The 18762-nt window shown below is 57.2% G+C and carries 21 protein-coding genes; all 21 read left to right on the top strand.

What is annotated here, in order from left to right; translation table 11 throughout:
* Positions 1–66: 66 nt before the first annotated feature.
* The 21 genes from ONV78_RS29050 to ONV78_RS28950 all read left to right on the top strand — a co-directional run bounded on the left by ONV78_RS29050 (position 67) and on the right by ONV78_RS28950 (position 18733).
* A complete protein-coding gene (locus ONV78_RS29050) occupies positions 67–450 on the top strand; it encodes a M15 family metallopeptidase (RefSeq protein WP_279508015.1) in 384 nt (127 codons plus the stop codon).
* Positions 447–851, top strand: a complete 405-nt coding sequence (locus ONV78_RS29045) for a 3TM-type holin (protein ID WP_279508014.1) — start codon at positions 447–449, stop codon at positions 849–851. The genes ONV78_RS29050 and ONV78_RS29045 overlap by 4 nt, the downstream gene beginning before the upstream one ends.
* Complete coding sequence (locus tag ONV78_RS29040) at positions 851–1129, top strand: hypothetical protein (protein ID WP_011398331.1); 279 nt, start codon at positions 851–853, stop codon at positions 1127–1129. The genes ONV78_RS29045 and ONV78_RS29040 overlap by 1 nt, the downstream gene beginning before the upstream one ends.
* A complete protein-coding gene (locus ONV78_RS29035; protein WP_279508013.1) occupies positions 1129–1491 on the top strand; it encodes an HNH endonuclease in 363 nt (120 codons plus the stop codon). The genes ONV78_RS29040 and ONV78_RS29035 overlap by 1 nt, the downstream gene beginning before the upstream one ends.
* A 42-nt stretch (positions 1492–1533) precedes the next feature.
* Positions 1534–2241 carry a pYEATS domain-containing protein gene (locus tag ONV78_RS29030; protein WP_279508012.1) on the top strand — a complete coding sequence of 236 codons (708 nt, stop codon included), beginning with the start codon at positions 1534–1536 and terminating at the stop codon, positions 2239–2241.
* 331 nt (positions 2242–2572) lie between these two features.
* On the top strand, positions 2573–3157 hold the full coding sequence (locus ONV78_RS29025) for a hypothetical protein (protein ID WP_279508011.1): 585 nt from the start codon (positions 2573–2575) through the stop codon (positions 3155–3157).
* A 196-nt stretch (positions 3158–3353) separates the two neighbouring features.
* Complete coding sequence (locus ONV78_RS29020; RefSeq protein WP_279508010.1) at positions 3354–3830, top strand: phage terminase small subunit P27 family; 477 nt, start codon at positions 3354–3356, stop codon at positions 3828–3830.
* A 14-nt stretch (positions 3831–3844) separates the two neighbouring features.
* Entirely contained in the window at positions 3845–5563 is a 1719-nt protein-coding gene (locus ONV78_RS29015) for a terminase TerL endonuclease subunit (RefSeq protein ID WP_279508008.1), read from the top strand.
* On the top strand, positions 5563–6768 hold the full coding sequence (locus tag ONV78_RS29010; RefSeq protein WP_279508007.1) for a phage portal protein: 1206 nt from the start codon (positions 5563–5565) through the stop codon (positions 6766–6768). The genes ONV78_RS29015 and ONV78_RS29010 overlap by 1 nt, the downstream gene beginning before the upstream one ends.
* A gap of 19 nt (positions 6769–6787) precedes the next feature.
* Positions 6788–7345, top strand: a complete 558-nt coding sequence (locus ONV78_RS29005) for an HK97 family phage prohead protease (RefSeq protein ID WP_279508006.1) — start codon at positions 6788–6790, stop codon at positions 7343–7345.
* 5 nt (positions 7346–7350) lie between these two features.
* Positions 7351–8544, top strand: a complete 1194-nt coding sequence (locus ONV78_RS29000; protein ID WP_279508005.1) for a phage major capsid protein — start codon at positions 7351–7353, stop codon at positions 8542–8544.
* A complete protein-coding gene (locus tag ONV78_RS28995) occupies positions 8544–8831 on the top strand; it encodes a head-tail connector protein (protein WP_279508003.1) in 288 nt (95 codons plus the stop codon). The genes ONV78_RS29000 and ONV78_RS28995 overlap by 1 nt, the downstream gene beginning before the upstream one ends.
* Positions 8832–8854: 23 nt before the next feature.
* Positions 8855–9166, top strand: coding sequence for a phage head closure protein (locus tag ONV78_RS28990; RefSeq protein WP_279508001.1), 312 nt, complete (start codon positions 8855–8857; stop codon positions 9164–9166).
* Positions 9127–9666, top strand: a complete 540-nt coding sequence (locus ONV78_RS28985; protein WP_279508000.1) for an HK97-gp10 family putative phage morphogenesis protein — start codon at positions 9127–9129, stop codon at positions 9664–9666. The genes ONV78_RS28990 and ONV78_RS28985 overlap by 40 nt, the downstream gene beginning before the upstream one ends.
* 24 nt (positions 9667–9690) lie before the next feature.
* Complete coding sequence (locus ONV78_RS28980) at positions 9691–10065, top strand: DUF3168 domain-containing protein (protein ID WP_279507999.1); 375 nt, start codon at positions 9691–9693, stop codon at positions 10063–10065.
* Positions 10066–10067: 2 nt separating this feature from the next.
* Positions 10068–10484, top strand: coding sequence for a phage tail tube protein (locus ONV78_RS28975; protein ID WP_279507997.1), 417 nt, complete (start codon positions 10068–10070; stop codon positions 10482–10484).
* A gap of 13 nt (positions 10485–10497) precedes the next feature.
* Entirely contained in the window at positions 10498–10863 is a 366-nt protein-coding gene (locus ONV78_RS28970) for a hypothetical protein (protein WP_279507996.1), read from the top strand.
* A gap of 41 nt (positions 10864–10904) precedes the next feature.
* Positions 10905–11084 carry a hypothetical protein gene (locus ONV78_RS28965; protein WP_279507995.1) on the top strand — a complete coding sequence of 60 codons (180 nt, stop codon included), beginning with the start codon at positions 10905–10907 and terminating at the stop codon, positions 11082–11084.
* Positions 11085–11116: 32 nt separating this feature from the next.
* The gene (locus ONV78_RS28960; protein ID WP_279507994.1) at positions 11117–12982 is read left to right on the top strand and encodes a hypothetical protein; all 1866 of its coding nucleotides are present in this window, start codon (positions 11117–11119) and stop codon (positions 12980–12982) included.
* Positions 12982–13374 (top strand): hypothetical protein, encoded by a 393-nt coding sequence (locus ONV78_RS28955; RefSeq protein WP_279507993.1) that lies wholly within the window; start codon positions 12982–12984, stop codon positions 13372–13374. Before ONV78_RS28960 ends, ONV78_RS28955 begins: the two co-directional genes overlap by 1 nt.
* Positions 13375–13462: 88 nt before the next feature.
* Entirely contained in the window at positions 13463–18733 is a 5271-nt protein-coding gene (locus ONV78_RS28950) for a fibronectin type III domain-containing protein (protein WP_279507992.1), read from the top strand.
* Positions 18734–18762: the final 29 nt, after the last annotated feature.

The following is an 18762-nucleotide window of genomic DNA, read 5'->3' as shown; positions in this document are numbered from 1 at the left end:
CCACAAATAAATCCTACCAAGGGCCTCGCAACTGCGGGGCTTTTTTATTTCTGGAACACATAAAGAATGACTTTTTACCTGGGCGAGCGCTCCAAGTCGCGCTTGGTTGGCCTGCATCCTGACCTTGTGAAAGTCGTAGAAAGGGCGATTCAGATCACCCCGATAGACTTCACCGTACTGGAAGGCTTGCGCAGCCTTGAACGCCAAAAGGAACTGTATAAGGCAGGCAAATCAAAGACGATGCGCAGCCGACACTTAACGGGGCATGCGGTGGACCTGGGTGTTTTGATAAACGGCTCGATCACTTGGGAGGCCCGCTATTACCAGATACTCGCCGACGCCGTGAAGCAAGCCGCCGACGAGCTGGGCATTCCCATAGAGTGGGGCGGCGACTTCAACGGCTTTTTCGACGGACCTCATTACCAACTGCCTTGGAAAGAATACCCATGAGCACCTGGGCTTCAATTCTGAACCTGTTTAAACCGGTCGCTGACCTGATCGACAACGTCCACACCAGTGACGAGGAACGCCTGCAGGTACAAGCGCAGCTATTCCAGATTCAGGCCGAGCTAACCCAACGGGTGATGGAGTACGAAACCAAGCTGCTGGAGGCGAAGGCCAGAACCATCCAGGCGGAGGCGCAAGGCCAAAGCATCCTGCAGCGCAACTGGCGCCCGTTGACTATGTTGTGCTTTCTGGCGCTGGTCGTGTGTGACTCCTTTGGCCTGCTGACGTTTCGCCTTAGCGTGGAAGCCTGGGATCTGCTGCAAATAGGACTGGGCGGATACGTGGCCGGCAGATCGCTGGAGAAGATCGCCCCCAAGGTAACCGACGTGATGAGTAAGAAATAATGGAAGAGAACCAAACCACCCGGAGGCACTGGCACTTGGACAAAACCATCAGTGTGGGCCACCTGATCAGCACGCTGGTAATCGCCATTTCCGTGATCACCTGGGCGGGTTCCATAGATCGCCGTGTGGAGCAAAACGCCTTGGCGGTTAAGTACCTGAATGAAGAGCAGGTGCAACAGCGGCAACGTATCGACGCCGTCCGCAATGAGATCAAAACCGACCTGCGAGCCATCAACGACAAGTTAGACCGCCTGATCGAGCGGCAGAGTGAAAGATAATGCCCAAGGCATCCCTAAGACCCTGCAAAGATAAAGGCTGTCCCAATACGACCCGACATAAGTCACGATACTGTGAGAGCCACGCAGACAAGCGAGAGGCGACACGCTGGGGAGTTTGGCAACAACAGAAAGGCAGCGACACCCAACGCGGTTATGGTTGGCAATGGCGTAAGCTCAGGGCGCGGATACTGCGGCGAGATAACTACTTGTGTCAGGTGTGCTTAAAGCAGGGGCGAACCAGTGCGGCGATGGAGGTCGACCACATCAAGCCCAAGGCTAGAGGTGGGGATGATCGTGAGCAGAATTTGCAAGGGATATGCATTGCATGTCATGTGAAAAAAAGCGCCAACGATAATCAATAAGCTACAATAAAAACAGCGAGTGCCGGGTCATAGGGGGTTCTAATGGATAGTTTGAATACCTTCAGTAGTGCTGCTAAGGACTTGTCAAGAAATCCTCTGGGGATAATTGCTTTATTTATAGTGCTCGTTTATGGGTTTGCGTGTTTGGTTGTTACAAATGGTGATAGCCTTTTACAAGAAGAGCGTTTGACTCTTGTTTGGTTTCTTGCCCTTTTCCCCTGCGTTGTTCTCGGAGTGTTTGGCTGGCTGGTTTCTCGTCATCATACAAAGCTTTACGGCCCTGGTGACCTTAAAGACGAGTCCTTATTTTTCCGGTCCCATGAAATGCAACTAATAAACCTGCCTGTGGTCCCTCAGACAGCGCCAGATAATACCCCAGCTATAGAGAATGGTGTCCATATAGATACAATGCCGGGAAGATCAAAGGATCGTGATGAACAATATGGAAAGAATAGGGGGTTTTTTATTGTTCATTCCTATAGTCGTGCTGAAAAGCGAGGTCAGCAAATAGAAATTTTTATATATCTTATAAGGCATAAAAGCGAGGAATACTCTGATGTTGCAAAGGCTGAATTTTTCCTCGGGCGCTATTGGGGAAACAGGATTATTGAAGGTAAGAGGAGTGGAGATATTATAGGAATGAGAACATCAGCATACGGGCCATTTTTATGTACCTGCTTAGTTACGTTTCAGGATGGCGAACAGGTGATGCTGCATCGCTATATAGACTTCGAGATGGCGCAAGCCTAGAGCTAGACTCATAAGAAAGGTAGTGACGCCCAACGCGGTTATGGTTGGCCATGGCGTAAGCTTAGAGCGAGGATACTGCGGCGGGATAAATACTTGTGCCAGGTGTGCTTAAAGGCAGGGCGAACAAGTGCGGCTAAGGAGGTGGATCACATCTAGCGCAAGGTGGGGATGAATGTAAGGGGAAATCTGCAGGGTATTTGTAAAGACTGCCACAAGATCAAAAATCGGAGGATTGTATAAATGCACATCGTTGGTTTAATTTTGATCGCCGCATTTTCGGTAATGCGAATATCTCCATAATTCCCCAAATGATGCAGGTGCTAACATCATTATGAGTACCATTAACACTGATGATTTGTATGTCTCTTCCTCAGTTAAGGGAAGTTACTTCAATAAAATTATAGATTGCGAGACAAAGAAGCACTCACGTTGGGTTGAGGTGGCTCTCAAATGTTTGCCAAAAGTGATATTTTCAGAGTTAAAAAGTAACTTGGCAATTATTGAAGTTAACAATATTGCTGCATGTAGACTTGCGGCAGCTCAAAGAAGCTGTGAAGTGATTATTCTTACGGGATATATCTTTCCTCCAGAAGGGAGAACCTTGTTGGATGAAGAAGCTGTCCAGAAAAAGGGTGTAAGATCTTTTTTGATGATAGTTCTTCATGAGATCGCCCATGCATACAAAATGCACAAATCTTGTAAGTATGATGGTATAACTAAAAAAGAGAATAACCATCAAGAAGATGAAGCAAATAGGTTGGCCGTAGATTGGTTAAACGAATACTTAGGCAGCATTGGTTATGAAAAGTACAGCTTCAGTATTGAGGAAATTCAGGCGTATATTGATAATATTGTAGAGTTTAATAAAAGGAGAAGAGGAAGCCAATTTTCGCATTGGTCTGGGCGCGCGGAATAAAGTGCTCCTAAAAGTGCTCCTAAAAGTGCTCCTAAAAGTGCTCCGGTCGCGACTCAGTTGAGAGCGCCCAAAAAATGATCAAATATCGAAAGTTTGAAGGGGCGGGGCGGGTCAAATTTCTGATACCTGGGCGACCAACACCGCACCCCTAAGTCTTTTTTTATACCCGCGAAATTAAAAATTTCAGGTTAACGCAATGAGTGGAACCGCAACCAGAGCTGGAAGGGGGCGGAAGCCCAAGCCCGTTGCGCAAAAGCTCCTGGCCGGCAACCCCGGAAAGCGTCAACTTAACACCCACGAACCTCAGTTTTCACAGATCACCAACATCGATTGCCCGGACTGGCTGGGCGACGACGCGCGCCGCATGTGGGAGCTGATCGCCCCGGAGCTATGCGCGCAAAAGATCATCGCCATTACAGACGCGCACAACCTGGAAGCCTTCTGCGCCGCCTATGGTCGCTGGCGTCAGGCGGAAAGAGAACTGGCGCAGTACGGCATCACCACCACGGACGCAAACGGCGGCCTGAAGAAGAACCCGGCGGCCACCGTCGCCAACGAATCCTTAAAACAACTGGCGACCTTCGGGGCGCTCCTGGGCCTGGACCCATCCAGTCGCCAACGTCTGACCGGCGGCGGCAACCACGACACATCAAACCCTTTCGATAAATTCTGATTTTCGGTTACTCCATGGCGGCTAAATATCCTCACGTCGAGGCGGCGACGCGGTACGCCCGCGCCGTGCTGGACGGGTCTATCCCTGCGTACCGGTACACGCGCTTGGCGTGCCAACGTTACCTGGACGACCTCGCCCAGGAGAGCGACCCGGACTATCCGTATTACTTCGACAAGGCGGAGGCCGAGCGGGTCTGCGAGTTCGTCGAACTGCTGCCGCACACCAAGGGCGAGTGGGCGTTCAAACGTCAGCTTATCAAGCTGGAGCCCTGGCAGGTGTTCGGCTTCGTCAACATCTTCGGATGGAAGAGCAAGGCCGACGACCTGCGCCGCTTCCGCGAAGTCTATTGGTGCGTCCCGCGCAAGAACGGCAAGTCGATCATCGCCGCCGGCGTGGGGCTGTATATGTTCGCCTGCGACGCCGAGTTCGGCGCCGAAGTCTACAGCGGAGCGACCAACGAACGCCAAGCCTGGGAGGTGTTTCGTCCCGCGAAGCTGATGGTCTCGCGCACGCCTCTGCTTCAGAAAGCAAAAGGGATCGCGGTCAACGCGAAGAACTTAAACCGCCCGGCGGATGAGGCCCGCTTTGAACCGGTCATCGGTAAGCCCGGCGATGGCGCGAGTCCGTCTTGTGCGCTGATCGATGAATACCACGAACACGACGCCCCCGACTTATACGAGACCATGGTGACGGGGCAGGGCGCACGCCGGCAGCCGCTGACGTTTATTATCACCACCGCCGGCAACAACATCGAAGGCCCTTGCTACGACAAGCAGACCGAAGCGCAAGAGATGCTGGATGGCGTCGCGCCGAATGATGAGCTGTTCGCCCTGATGTATGGCGTGGATGATCCGGAGCGCTGGGCGGACCCGGACGTATTGGCCATGGCTAATCCGAACCTGGGCGTTAGCGTTTATAAAAAGTATTTGGAAAGTCAGCAACAGAAAGCCATTCGCTCCGCTCGCTTTCAGAACATATTCAAAATTAAACATCTGAATATATGGGTTACCGCCCGCAGCGCCTTTTTCAATATGGAGCAGTGGGCTAAATGCTTTGACCCCAGTCTGAACGCGGAAGACTTCGAAGGCCAGGAGTGTATCGGCGGTCTGGACTTGGCTGGCAAACTCGACCTTAACGCCTTCGTCAAATTGTTCTACCGCGATTTGATGGATGAGGATGGAAGAACCCGCAGGCATTACTACTGCCTCTCGCCCGTATTCTGGGCGCCGGAGGATACAGTCAACAACCCGGACAACCGCAAGTTAAGCAGCCGCTATCAGAAGTGGGTCAACCTGGGCGCGCTCACCGCTACCGACGGCGCGGAAGTGGACTATCTGGAAGTGCTGGCGGAAGTCACCGACACCAACCAACGCCACCCCATTGCGGAGATCGGCATTGATCCACACGGCGCGCTGAACCTGTCTCACCGCCTGGACGACGAGAACCTGAACCCGGTGCAGATCACGCAGAACTATTCCGGCATGTCCGCCGGCATGAAAGAGCTGGAAGCGGCCATCGCCGCCGGGCGTTTCCATCATGACGGCCACCCCATTTTAACCTGGTGTATGGGCAACGTAGTAGGCCGCTACATGGGCGGCGCCGATGACGATGTGGTGCGCCCGACCAAGGAACACAAAGACAAAAAAATCGACGGCGCGGTCGCGCTCATCATGGCCGTGGGCCGCGCTATGTTGGCGGCGGAAACCACCGGCCCCAGCATAAGGTTTGCCTGATGTTCTCCATTTTCAAACGTAAGAACGCCGCTGTCATCGACAGCTCGGCTAAGCTCGCGGAGTTGCTGGGCGCATGGTACGACGCCGACGCCGGCGTACAGATCACTCCCGGCAACGCCCCGGAAATCAGCGCGGTGTTTTCGTGCATCAAAGTCCTAACCGAATCTATCGGCATGCTGCCCTTAAACCTGTTTAAGGAACTGCCCGGCGGTGGTTCGGAAAAGGCCAGCGGCCACCCACTGCAGGCGCTGTTAAAGCACGGTCCGAACGACTACCTGACCGATCAGGAATATAAAGAACTGATCGTCGCGCACCTGTGTTTGCGCGGCAACCATTACAGTTACATCAACCGCACGGCGTCGGGCCGGGTGCTGGAGCTGCTGCCCATGGCGCCGGATGCGGTAACGTCGAAACTCTCCAACGACTACGAACTGACTTATGACGTGCAGTTTAAAAGCGGCCCTGTGCGGACGCTGCCGGCGGAGGAAGTGCTGCATATTCGGTTGTGGAGTCTGGACGGCTTAACAGGACTGAACCCGATTCAATACAACCGCCACTGTTTGGGGCTGGCCAAGGCGACGGAAAAGCATGGCTCCACACTGTTCGCCCATGGCGCGAAACCCTCTGGCGTGCTCTCCACCGATCACGCGCTGACAGATAAACAATACGAGCGCCTGAAACAGGAGATGGAGCTGCACCGCGGCGTCGCCAACCAGAACCGCGAGATGATCCTCGACGGCGGCTTGAAGTGGCTGCAAGTCTCCATGACGGCGGAAGACAGCCAGTTTTTAGAAACCCGCAAGTTTCAGCGCTCAGAGATCGCCGGCTTTTTCCGGGTGCCGCCGCACATGATTGGCGACCTGGAGCGGGCGACCTTCAGCAACATTGAACACCAAGACCTCGCCTTTGCGCGACATTCATTAATCCCATACTGCACGCGTATTGAGAAACGCATTAACAAGTCGCTGCTGTCCGATAAAGAGCGAGTCAGCCATTTCGTTAAGTTCAACATCAACGCCCTGATGCGCGGGGACATGAAGACCCGCAGCGAATACTACACGGCCATGATTCAAAACGGCGTCATGAGTCCGAACGAAGTCCGCATCCTGGAGGACATGAACCCCAGGGAGGGCGGCGACACCTACCTGACGCCACTCAATATGGCGGTTAACGGCCAGCCTGCCGACGAGACAGAAACGAATTAAGCAGCCAGACGAGGCACGCATGCACACCAAGCAAAAACTGGATATCCCATTAAAGATCAAGTCCCTGTCCGACTCCGGCGAGTTTGAAGGGTACGGCTCCGTGTTTGGGGTCAAAGACTCCTACTCAGACATCGTACTGAAAGGCGCGTTCACGGCCTCGCTGGAACGCTGGAAACAGCAAGGCCGCCTGCCGGCGCTGTTATGGCAACACCGCATGGACGAGCCTATAGGGGTTTACACCGCGATGGAGGAAGACGAGCACGGTCTGAAGTTGTCCGGGCGTCTGCTGATCGACGATGACCCACTGGCCAAGCGCGCATACGGGCATTTAAAAGCAGGCTCTATCTCCGGCCTCTCTATTGGTTATTCCGTGCCGTCCAACGGCATGGAATACGACAGCGCCAAAGAAGCGTTTTTGATTAAAGAAATCGACTTGTGGGAAGTGTCCCTGGTGACCTTTCCCGCTAATGACGAGGCGCGCATTGCGCAGGTCAAACACCGCCAACTAAACGCCGAGCACGCACAAGCCCTGGCCGCTATTTCATCCCTAAAACATATATTCACCACAAGGAACTAACCCTGATGCCAGTCGAATTAAAAGACATCCAAGACGTAGCGGAAGAACTGTCTAGCCGCTTCACGGAATTTAAATCAGCCAATGACTCCTCTATGGAGGCCACCCGCGCAGAGGTAATCAAGCTCACCGAAAAAACCGACAAGCTCAACGCCCAGCTCAGTGAACTGGAGGCCCTGAAAAAGGAGCTGGACGGCCTTTATAAAAAGCAGAACCGCCCCGGAACGGTGGAAGGGGATGCGGAATACCGCAAACACTTTATCGACCAGTGGATGCGAAAAAACAACGCCGCCGGCATTGAGGTCAAGGCCGTCAACCTGGGTGCGAATCAGGACGGCGGCTTTGGCGTGCCGGAAGAGTTGGACCGCCAGATTTTGGAATTAGAGCGCGAGCTGTCTCCCATGCGGGCGCTGTGCCGCAATATCCAGGTGTCCACGGATGGGTACAAGCGTTTGGTTAACCTGGGCGGTGCCGGCTCTGGCTGGGTCGGTGAAACCGACGCCCGTCCGGAAACCAACACACCCAAGCTGGCGCAGATTGAAGCCTTCATGGGGGAAATCTACGCCAACCCCGCCACAACCCAAAAGGCGCTGGACGATGTGTATTTCAACGTTGAGCAATGGATCGCCGACGAGGTGGCGCAAGAGTTCGTCGACCGCGAAGCCGACGCCTTTCTAAATGGCGATGGCGTGGGCAAACCGAAAGGCATCCTGGCTTACGCCATGGACGCCGCCCCGGACGCCTCCCGCGAGTTCGGCAAGCTGCAACGAGTGATCAGCGGTAAGGCGGGCGATTTCAACGCGGATAACCTGCTAAGCGTGATCTACCGCCTGAAGAAAGCGTTTCGCCGCAACGCCAGCTGGATGATGACCGGGACCACGGTGGAGAAGGTGCGCAAGTTCAAGGACGCGGACGGCAACTACATGTGGCGTCCAGGCATCGAGGCGGGCCAACCTTCGTTGCTGTTGGGATACGGTATTGAAGAGAACGAGGACATGCCGGAAGTGGCGGCGGATGCTAACGCCATCTTGTTTGGCGACTTCATGCGGGGTTACAGCATTGTGGACCGTATTGGCGCGCGCATGCTGCGTGACCCCTATACCCACAAACCCTTCGTCCACTTCTACACCACGAAGCGGGTGGGCGGCATGCTGGTCGACTCCAACGCAATCAAGGTGCTGACCTTGAGTAAGGGGGCGTAATGGCCCCCATCACCTTAGAGGAAGCCAAGCAGCATCTACGGGTTGAGCATGAGGAAGAAGACGCCTACATCACAGCGTTGATCGCGGTAGCGCGTAATCTGGCGGAGGAGTATTCAGGCCTTTCCCTGGAGGAAGGCGAGAGCATTCCCGAGCTGGCCAAGCACGCCATTAAAATGATCATCGCTACCCTGTACGAGCAACGGGAGGACCAGACGGTGGCGACGGTCTCACAGGTGCCGCTGTGCTCTAAAGCCCTGCTGGACCTGCTGCGGATTCGTCGGCTATGAGGGCGGGACGATTACGGCGGCGAGTGACGATTCAAGCCAACGTCGCCACCCAGGATGAATACGGCGAAACCGTGCAGGGCTGGCGAGATGTCGTTACACGCTGGGCGGGCGTGGAGCCGCTATCCGGTCGGGAGTTCCTGGCCGCCAGCGGTCCCCGCGCCGAACTGACCACCCGCATCGTGCTGCGCTGGGAGCCGGGGCTGGCTGGGCTTGCGCCCCAGGATCACCGGGCGATCTATCAGGGGCGCGTCTACGACATCCATTCCGCCATCAACACCCGCGAGGAAAACAAAGAATGGGTGCTGATGTGCGCGGACACGGGGGCGGCGGTATGAGCAGCGGCGTCAAGATCAGCGGCTTGCGCGAGCTGCACCAAGCCTTACAGCAACTCGGCAAACAGGCGGCCAATAAGGCGGCGCGTGACGGGCTGGCCGAGGCGGCCAAAACGTTTAGGAAAGAGATCCGCCAAGGCGCGCCCGTGAAAAGCGGTCACTTGCGTAAACACATCCGCTACAAGCTGCGTAGGGATCGCAGCGGGCGCGGCTACACCGGTCGCGTAGGCGTGCATCCCAAAGCCTATTACGCCCGCTTTATCGAGTTCGGCGCGGCGCCGCACGCCATCCCCAACCCAACCACCGGGCGCGGTCGCAACAAGCGCAAAAACAAAAAGCGTCTGCGCATCGGTTCGCAGGTGGTGTCCGGCGTTAACCATCCCGGCATTGCGCCGCGTCCTTTCCTGCGCCCGGCGTTTCTGCGCGCCAAGGATGCGGCGGTCAAAGCCGCCGGCAAACGCATGTGGCGTTCCATTATTCAAGCGCGTGCGAAGCGCAATTAATCAACCCTGAAGGAGTACGCGGGAATGATCATTCCCCGATTGCTGAAGCGGCTGCGTAAGGCGGATCAGATCAGGGCGCTGATTCCGCCGTCCGCGATTCATGGACGCTTTCTACCGCCCAACGCAGCGACGCCGGCGCTGTCTCTGCTGTATGTCGGCGACGATCCCGTCAACGACCTGGGCGGAGAGGATAACAGCCGCCGCGAACGGGCGCAGATCGACGCCTGGGCGCCGACGCTAAAGCAGGCGGAGCAGTTAGCAAAGGCTGCGACGGCTGCATTGGCTTCACGCGGCAAAGACTTCACCGCTGTGCGCAACGGCAAAACCTACGAGTACGACGACGCGGCCCAGCTCCACCGGCTGATGCTGGATTATTCATTTACCTTTTACGAGGACTGACCATGGCGAAAATGCCCGCCGACGGGACAAAAATTGAAATCGACGGTACGACCGCCGGCACGCCCGACATTGAGGTGACTGGGGTTAAATCCTATTCCGGTTTTGATGGGGAGCGCCCCGAAATCGACAACACGGATTTAAGTAGCGAGGCGTCCGAGTTTTTCCTCGGCAAGCGCGACTGGGGCTCTTTCTCTCTGGACTGGTTTATCAACTACGCCGACCCCGGCCAAAACGAAGTCCGCGCCGCTGAGCTGTCCGGAGCGCTGAAGACCGTCAAGATTACTTTTCCAGATTTAACCACCGCCACATTCAAGGCTTACGTGAAGAACGCGACCAGCCTTTCCGGCGGGATCAGCGGCATGGTGGAAGGCTCCGCCGCGCTGCGCATCACTGGTAAACCCACTTTCGCGAAACCCTAAACGAGGAACCTTTATGAGTTACTTAAACAAAGCCCAGATCCTGGCGGCGCAGGATATCGAATCCGTCGATGTGGACGTGCCAGAGTGGGGCGGGACCGTGCGGGTCGCGCTGATGAGCGGCGCCGCCCGCGATGATTACGAGGGCTCCCTGATTCGCTTGGCCCCGGATGGAACGGCGCAACGTGATCTGACTAACATTCGCGCCAAGCTGGTGGCGGTGTGTCTGGTGGACGATAAAGGCGAGCGCTTATTCAGTGAGGGGGACGTGAAGGCCTTGGGCGCAAAATCCTGCGCGGCCCTGGATCGCGTCTACCATGTCGCCGCCCGTCTCAATCGCTTAACTCAAGGCGAGGTGGAGGACGCCGCAAAAAACTCCTGAGCCGGCCCGAGCGCCGGTTTTACTTTTACCTCGCGGCCAAATTGGGCAAAACCGTTAGAACCCTCCTGCAGGAGATCAACTCCGCCGAGTTGGCCGAGTGGATGGCTTACGAATCCCTGGACGCCTACGCCGAGCAATTCGAGCGTGAGCGCCAGAGCAGCGCGGAGCGCGCGGACGCCCTGAAACAACTCCTATTTGGCGACGCCTGGCGCGACGCCTAACCCTTCTATTTCGTAATCCCTACAGGTCGCTTATGAGCCAAGAAATGATTGGCGCGCTATCTATTGATCTACGCCTTGCGACGGCCAAGGTCGAAGACGGCTTGCGTAACGTCAACAAGCATCTGGAGCGCACAGCGTCGGCAGCCAACAACGCCGGCAAGATGTTCACGACGCTGGCCACCATTGCCACGGCGGGCGTGTTTGGCGGGGTCATCAAAGGCAGTCTGGACGCGGCCAACCACCTGGGCGACCTGAGCGTGCGCCTGGGCGTGAGTGTGGAAGGGTTGAGCCGTCTCGCCTACGCGGCGGAATTGTCGGGCGTATCCGCCGGCACACTGGAAACCGGCCTGCAGCGCATGACGCGACGCATCGCCGAGGCGGCCGCCGGCAGCGGCGAAGCCATAGGCGCAATCAAAGCGCTGGGCTTATCCGCGCAGAAGCTCCAGCAACTGCGTCCCGAACAGCAATTTGAAGTGCTGGCGGACGCACTGGCGGAGGTGCCTGCGAAGTCGGACCGGGTGCGCCTCGCCATGAAGCTGTTGGACTCCGAAGGCGTCGCCCTGCTGCAAACCATGGAAGGCGGCAGCGCCGCCATACGAGCCATGGGCGAAGAGTCCGACCGCACCGGCAATACCATCAGCACAAGCTTTGCGACGCAGGCCACCGCCGCCAATGCGGCAATAATTCGCATGAATGCGGCGCTAACGGGCATGACCAACAACATGGCCGTGGCGTTGGGGCCGACCATCGAGCAGGTCGCGCACTTCCTGGGGGATGTGCTGCCTGAGGCGGCCAAGCTGGGCGGACAGGCGGTGCGATTGCTCGCCGCCGGCGCGCTGGAGGTCAGCGCGAGCGTGGTCGAGTTTATCCGGGTGGCGACTTACTACCTGGGCAAGCTCTCAGACGATGTGGCGGAGGTCGACGCCGAGCTGTACAGCATGCAGGAGAATCTGCGCGGCGCCACCGGCGACATCTTCGCTCAGATGGCGGCGGCGGATCAGGAGACGGAAAAGTTCAACGTCACCCTGGGTCAAAGCGTCGTCACCTTGCAGGACTACCAAGGCGTGACCGCCACCGTAGCGGACAACCTTCAACGCGTAAAAGCCGCGCAGGAGGAAGCCAATGCCGCGCTGCAGCGTCAGAACGAAATCCGCGGCAACGTCGAAAGCATCCGTGAGTCCCTGCTGACCGAGGAAGAGGCGGAACGGGAATCGTACGAGCGCCGGCGGGACATGCTGCAGGAGGCGCTGGACGAAAACCTGTTAACCCAAACGCAGCATATGGAGCTGTTGGGCGAACTGTCCGCGCAGCATCAAGCCACGCTCACAGCCATAGAGGAAAGAGAGAAGGGCAAGCGCAAGGCCCTGGCGGAAGCGGAGCATCAGGAACGGGTGTCGGTCATGACCGGCATGCTGGGCAACCTCTCTACCTTGATGGACACGAAAAGCAAGAAGCTATTCGAGATCGGGAAAAAGGCGGCCATCGCCAATGCCCTGGTGGCGGGCTATGAAGCCGCCGTGCATTCCTATAACAAAGGCGCGCAGATCGGCGGTCCTATTGTGGGCGCCGCGTTCGCGGCCACGTCTGTGATCGCCACCGCTGTGCAGATCCAAAAACTGAAGTCGCAGAAGTTTGGCGGCGGGGGAACGGTCAGCGCCGGCGGAGGCGGAGCGCCGCCCAACACCTACCAGCCGCCACAACCTACGATCCCCAGCGGACCCGCCGGCGGCAAAGGCGAGGGTGCGCAGATCATCTTTCAGTTTAACGGATCGGTCAACGGCGACCCCTACCTGATCGCCGACGCCATCGCGCCGCACCTGCGGGACATTGTCAGCAAGAAAGATATCGTCATCGTGGAAGCGAACAGCCGCAACGGGCAACAACTAAGAGGGCTCTAATGTACGTTGAATATACCGCAAGGCGCTTTATCGCGCCCGGCCATGTCGCCGGCGGCAATTACTGGATTGATGTGAAGCTGACGCGCTGTGATTTTGATGCGCAGATTGAAGCGCAGACGACAACGGCGCTCAGCGGCAAATCGAAAACCTTGCTCCACCGCATCGATCAGACCTATGACATCGCAACAGTGTACATGAACCAGCTGGAACAGCTGGCGGAGATGCGGGAGTTCTTAGGGTCCGTCAGTGGCGGGGAAAGCTTCATGGTCAGCCTGCATGGCGACCGGGTGAGCCCTCTGCAGCCCGCTATGCTGGACCCGATTACCTGGAAGGAGGAACGCTACGGCACGACAGACTACTTCCGGTATACGTTCAAAGTGCGAGTGGCTTAAATATAGGCACGGCTTCCCATACGCCTGGCCTGAATGCGCCTTCGCCTCCCTTCTATTTCCCCTGCGTTATTAATAGGCATCCAACCTGATGAGAGTAAGCAATAGCGAGTTTGTCTCCGCCTGGAGCGGCGAGAGCGTGTCGCCTGTCTATGTCGTTGAGCTGTCGTTCGATCGCGCCAACGAGGACGTGGTGTATCTGACCAGTGGTCTCGTCTCTGGCTTGTCCGGCGTAGTGTATGACGGCGTGCTGAACGCCCGCACTTTGTCCGGCACATCGCAAAAAATCCAACCTGATAAAGGGCTCGCGAGTATTGGCAGCCTGGAGTTTGAAGCGCTGGACCACAACCTGAGCGCGCTGCAAAAAGCCAAGCTGGATGATGGGAAAGGCCTGCGCGGAAAACGCGTGCGCGTCTGGGTGGGCGAGCGTGGTTTGCAGTGGCAAGACTTTGTCCTGGTGGCCACGCAAATCATCGAGGACGCCGAGATCCTGAACGGCGTTTATTCGTTTAGTTGCGCCGATGTGCAACGTACGCTGCGGAAGGATATTTTCGACGTTAAAAAAGTCGGCTTGGCGGCGTCCGCCGTGGGGAATAACGATGTGATTCAGGTTTATTCCACGGAAGGGTTTGCGCCCGTCTACCAGCCACGCGGCAGCGGCATTACCGATGCGCCCAACCGAACCGTCGGTTATCTCAAAATGCCCAACGGCTGCATCGTGCGTTACAAGTACACCACCGCCACCGCCTTCTGGGGCTGCGAGTGGGGCGCGCTGGGAACCAAGCATCTGGTCGCAACCGTCAACAAGTCCGAGGGGACCAACGCCGACAACGCGCCGCAGGTGGAGGAATACGTCTACATCGAGCAGCCCGCGCCCATGCTGCTGTATGGTTTGTTGACCGGCTATGTCTACGGCTATCCCGGCAAGCGTTACCCAGACCACTGGCACCTGGGAGTTGATCCGCAATATGTGCGCACGTCCGACTTTATCAATATCGGCGCAGACCTTTGGGATGTCACGGACGCAGATAAGGGGTTGCCGGCGGTGGTGCGCGGACAGACCAAGATCGACGGCAAGAAGTTCATCGAGGAGCAGCTGTTGTTGATGATGGGCGCGTTTTCGCCGATCTACGCCAATGGGGAAATGGGGCTGCGTCGCCGCACGGCGATTATGTCCAGCGGGGCTTACGTGCGCGAGCTGAACGCCAGCAACCTGCTAAAGGTGAACGCGCTCCGCCATGACATGGGCGCGATCATTAATCAGATCGCTATTCACTGGCATTATGACCCGGACAAAAAAGAGTACCGCCGCGCCAATGTATTGGTGGACCCAGACTCCATCGCCACCCATGGCGCGTCGGATTTGAAGGAATTGAAGTTTAAAACCCTGCACAGCTCCCGACACGCCTATTCCGCCATCAAGCATCAGTTCGATGCACTCCGCGACGCCTACGCCGGGCCGCCTTTGCTCCTCGATGTCGTCGCCGATATGGACAATCACGATCTGGAGGTGGGGGACATCGTTCGCGTTAACCTGGAGCATGTGCAGGATTACACTGGCTCCATGGCGGACGGATGCCTGGACCGTAACTTTGAAATCCAGCAGATCAGCACGGACTGGGTGACGGGGCGGGTGAAGCTTGCCTTGCTGGGCTCCTCGCAACCGGCGGGCGCTTTGCCGCCGGATCAGAATGGCGCGGCGCTGCCGGATGCGTGGTACAGCTCCGCCGGCGTGGCGATCAACGCCGCCAGCTTCCCGGGCAAAGTGCTGGTTACCGATACGCAGGTGCGCATCGTCGGCGACATTCATCTGACTGGCGGGGCGGACCTGAATCAGTCCGTTTACTTCTGCGATCGGGATTTGATTGTGGACGCCGGCGTGACGGTCATTCTGTCCGGCAACGTGCAGCTGCGGGTTAAAGGCTTTCTGCAGATCAACGGCGTCCTCGATGGCAAAGGCCGAGGCATCGCGGGAGTCGCTGGCGGACAATCTGTTTCCCTAACCGGTATCGGCTCCACCGTAGCGGGTGACGGGATTGTCTTCGGCCTGGGGACGGGAGACCGCCGCCGCTTTGAGTCCGCCAATAACCGCGGCGGCATCAACGCCCGCGCCGCACGGGATAACGTCGCCTACCTCAATTTAAACGTGAATGCGCAAGGCCAACTGCAGGGCTTGCCGTCTGATATTCGTGGCAACGGCGGCCATGGCGGCGGCGCAGCCATCAACAGCTACAGCGGCAATACCGGCGAAACACCCGGCGGACGTGGCGGCGCAGGCGGCGCTGGATTGCTGGTGGTGGCGCGAGGGATCGACCTGGGCGCCAATGGACGGGTGGACACCAGCGGCGAGGATGGCGAACTGGGCAGCCCGCGCCAGATCGGCGGCGCTTTCGATCCGCAAGCTTATCTCAAATCCGGCAGCGGCGCCGGCGGCGCGCCCGGCGCGGTGTATTACCTCGTGGACGGCAAGTACAACCCGCCTAACGTCACCGTGGGCAACAGCGCGGCGCGCTATGGCGTGAGCCCAGTGCAGGACGGCGTCTACTTTATCCAAGGTCGCAAGCATCAAAATGATACTGTGGGCGCGAGCTGGGACCCGTCCTTTGAAGGCGTTAACAAAGCGGTCGCCTCCGCCTACGTGGGGAATTACTTAGGGCCTGAACGGGAGAACGCCGTGCGCGGGTTTCTGACCAAGGCGACTGGGCAAGCGCCCAATATGGCGGAGTCCTGGCATCGCGTGCAGATCCTGTCCGGCTATCAGCCGCCCATCGTCATGGAAGAGGTGGCGAAAAAGCCGTTGCGTATCTCCGTCACGGAGTCGGCGAATACGCCGCGCACGCCGGACGGCAATATCTCCACCCTGGAATTGAGCGCGGTCCCGCCCGACGATCCCAACTATAGCCATGCCTTTTTCCAATACCGACCGGCGGACGGCGCAGGCTGGACGGACCTGGGATCGGCGGCGCCGGAGCTGACGCTGCAACTGGTGAGCGATGGCAAGACGTACTACTTCCGCGCCTTTGGCGTGAGCAAGTCGGGCAAGCGCTCCGCCAACTACGCCGCTACGTCAGCCACGGTCTCGCGCATTGAGAGCGGTTCGCCTGACGTGCGCGAGGCTTTGCCCCTGGTGACGCCCAAAGTGATGTTGGTGGACCGAGGGCAGGAGGCTAATCACTTCATGGGAAGGGATGCGCACTTCTATATTTACTATGGCTCTGGCTACCAAGAGCCGCCGCACTTCGCCTTCTATGAGATAACGGTTTACCACAAAGGCCTGCAGGTGCGCCGGGAGTACATACCCGGCAGAAGCTACACCTACACCAGCGAGATGAACCTGGAGGACGGCAACAGTCGGGAAATCAGCTTAAGCGTGCGCCCCTGGGGAAAACAGAACCAGACTGGGAAAACGGTGTTTATCAGCGTGTCCAACCCGGCGCCCAAGGTGACCGTCAACAATACGGTCGCCGGGATCGGGACGGCGCGCACCTATCTGACGGAGATCACCGACCCGGATTTCAAATCCATCAAAGTCTACCGGTCAACGGTGAAAGGCTTTACGCCCAGTTCGGATAACCTGGTGTATGACGGCTACACCAACCCGGTCATCCATGAAGGGTTGCAGCCAGAAACCACTTATTATTTTCGGTTGCTGGGTGCGGATGAGTTTGGCGACGGTGAACTGACGCCGGAATTCAGTTTCAAGACGGAGGCCTTCAATCCGGCGGGCGAGCTGAGCGACGGCGACAACCTGATTGTGCGCGGCAATGTCGTCAGCGAATACGGTGGCTCCAAAGTGATCCTGGGTCCGCTCAAGCGTGACGGTTATTTCAACGTGCTGGAAGCCAGCGCGGCGAACGCGCCCATATTCGAGGTTAGGGAAAACGGCGACCTTTTGCTTGGCAGCGAGCAAAGCGGCTCTTATGCGATCTGGGACCAGTCAGAAAAAGCGTTCAAAGTATTTGGCCAGATCAACATCGCGGTGGGGAGCAAAGGCTATTCCGCCCTGCAGGATCGTCCCAACTCGTTGTCGTCCATCAACGTAGAGGAAGCCGGTAAGCTGCAAGGCATTCAGGACGGCGCCACCAAGGGCGCGGACTGGGGGCAAGTGTCCGGCATTCCACAACGGTTTTCCGATAGCGCTACGCCGGGCCTGAACCTGACGGCGGACTACCTTGGATTTCATAACGGCAGCCGCTTCACCACCTACATGGACCGAAACGGCCACTTCGCCCTGAACGCCGGCGCGGCGAATAACTGCCTAAGCTGGAACGGCTCCGTGCTGTCCGTGCGCGGGGATGTGTTGGCCACCAGCGTGGCGGCCAGCGTCAGCCTGAGCGCGCCCACGATCAGCGGCGGAACGATCCAAGGGACGAACATCACGGGAACCACCATTAATGGCGGCGCGATCAATGGAACCAGCATTACCGGCGCCACGGTAACCGGATCAACTATGCAAACTGCATCTGCAGGAAAGCGGATGATCTTATCCTCGGCTTCTAATGAGTTGGAGTTCTATGGTGATCGCGGCGATGGCCAAATTGCCAAGCTTGCAACGATAGGGATTAGTCAAAGAGACAGTGATCGATACATAGGAAATTTTGGAGGTATCGATGCTGGATACTCTGCAATAGGTGTTCTGGCAACCTCATACAGTAATAACGGCCTATCCGCGGCTTCAATTAAGGGGACAGGAGGCGAATTTTCATCAAGAGAAAGAACGGCTGTTAGGGGATTAACCTGGGGAGTGAATCAAGTTGGAGTTGAAGGGGCAACGCAAGGCGGGGGAGCCTCTTCAATTGGTGTGAGAGGATATTCAACAACAGGTAGAGGTGTTCAGGGACATGGCGCGACCTATGACTTCTACGCATCGGGTGTCGGATCAAACTACGGACCCTTTACTGGCGGGCATGATTGCCTTATCGATAAGGCGGAGATAACAAGACAAGGCCAAGTCCTGATATATGACCGGGTGGTCGCACGAGCGAATGTCTCAAACGTTCTGCATACCGTTAGGCTGTCATCGGAACCTATGCAAAAAGGAAAAGCTGGAGTGCTTGTCTCCCGAACTGCTATGAGCAATGACGAGAAACCTGCGGCACTATTGGAGTTGAATGGGTTGGAGACTAAGTACGACATGGGGGTAATGAACGCCCTGGGCGAAGGTCAGATGCTGGTCTGCGCTGAAGGCGGCGACATTGAGATAGGCGACTACATCGTCACCTCAAGCCGACCCGGCATAGGCATGCACCAGGAGGATGATGTGCTGCGTAGCTACACCATAGCGGAGGCCCGCGAGGCGGTTAACTGGACAGAGGAGGGAAGCGACGAGAGATTGATTTCTTGTAAGTATCTTTGTGGCTAGAAATACAGCTGGGGTACGAATACCCCAGC

The organism is Hahella sp. CR1, assembly GCF_029813005.1.
Taxonomy (GTDB): domain Bacteria; phylum Pseudomonadota; class Gammaproteobacteria; order Pseudomonadales; family Oleiphilaceae; genus Hahella.
Note: the sequence above shows the minus strand (reverse complement) of the source record. Positions and strands in the feature narration are given on the sequence as shown.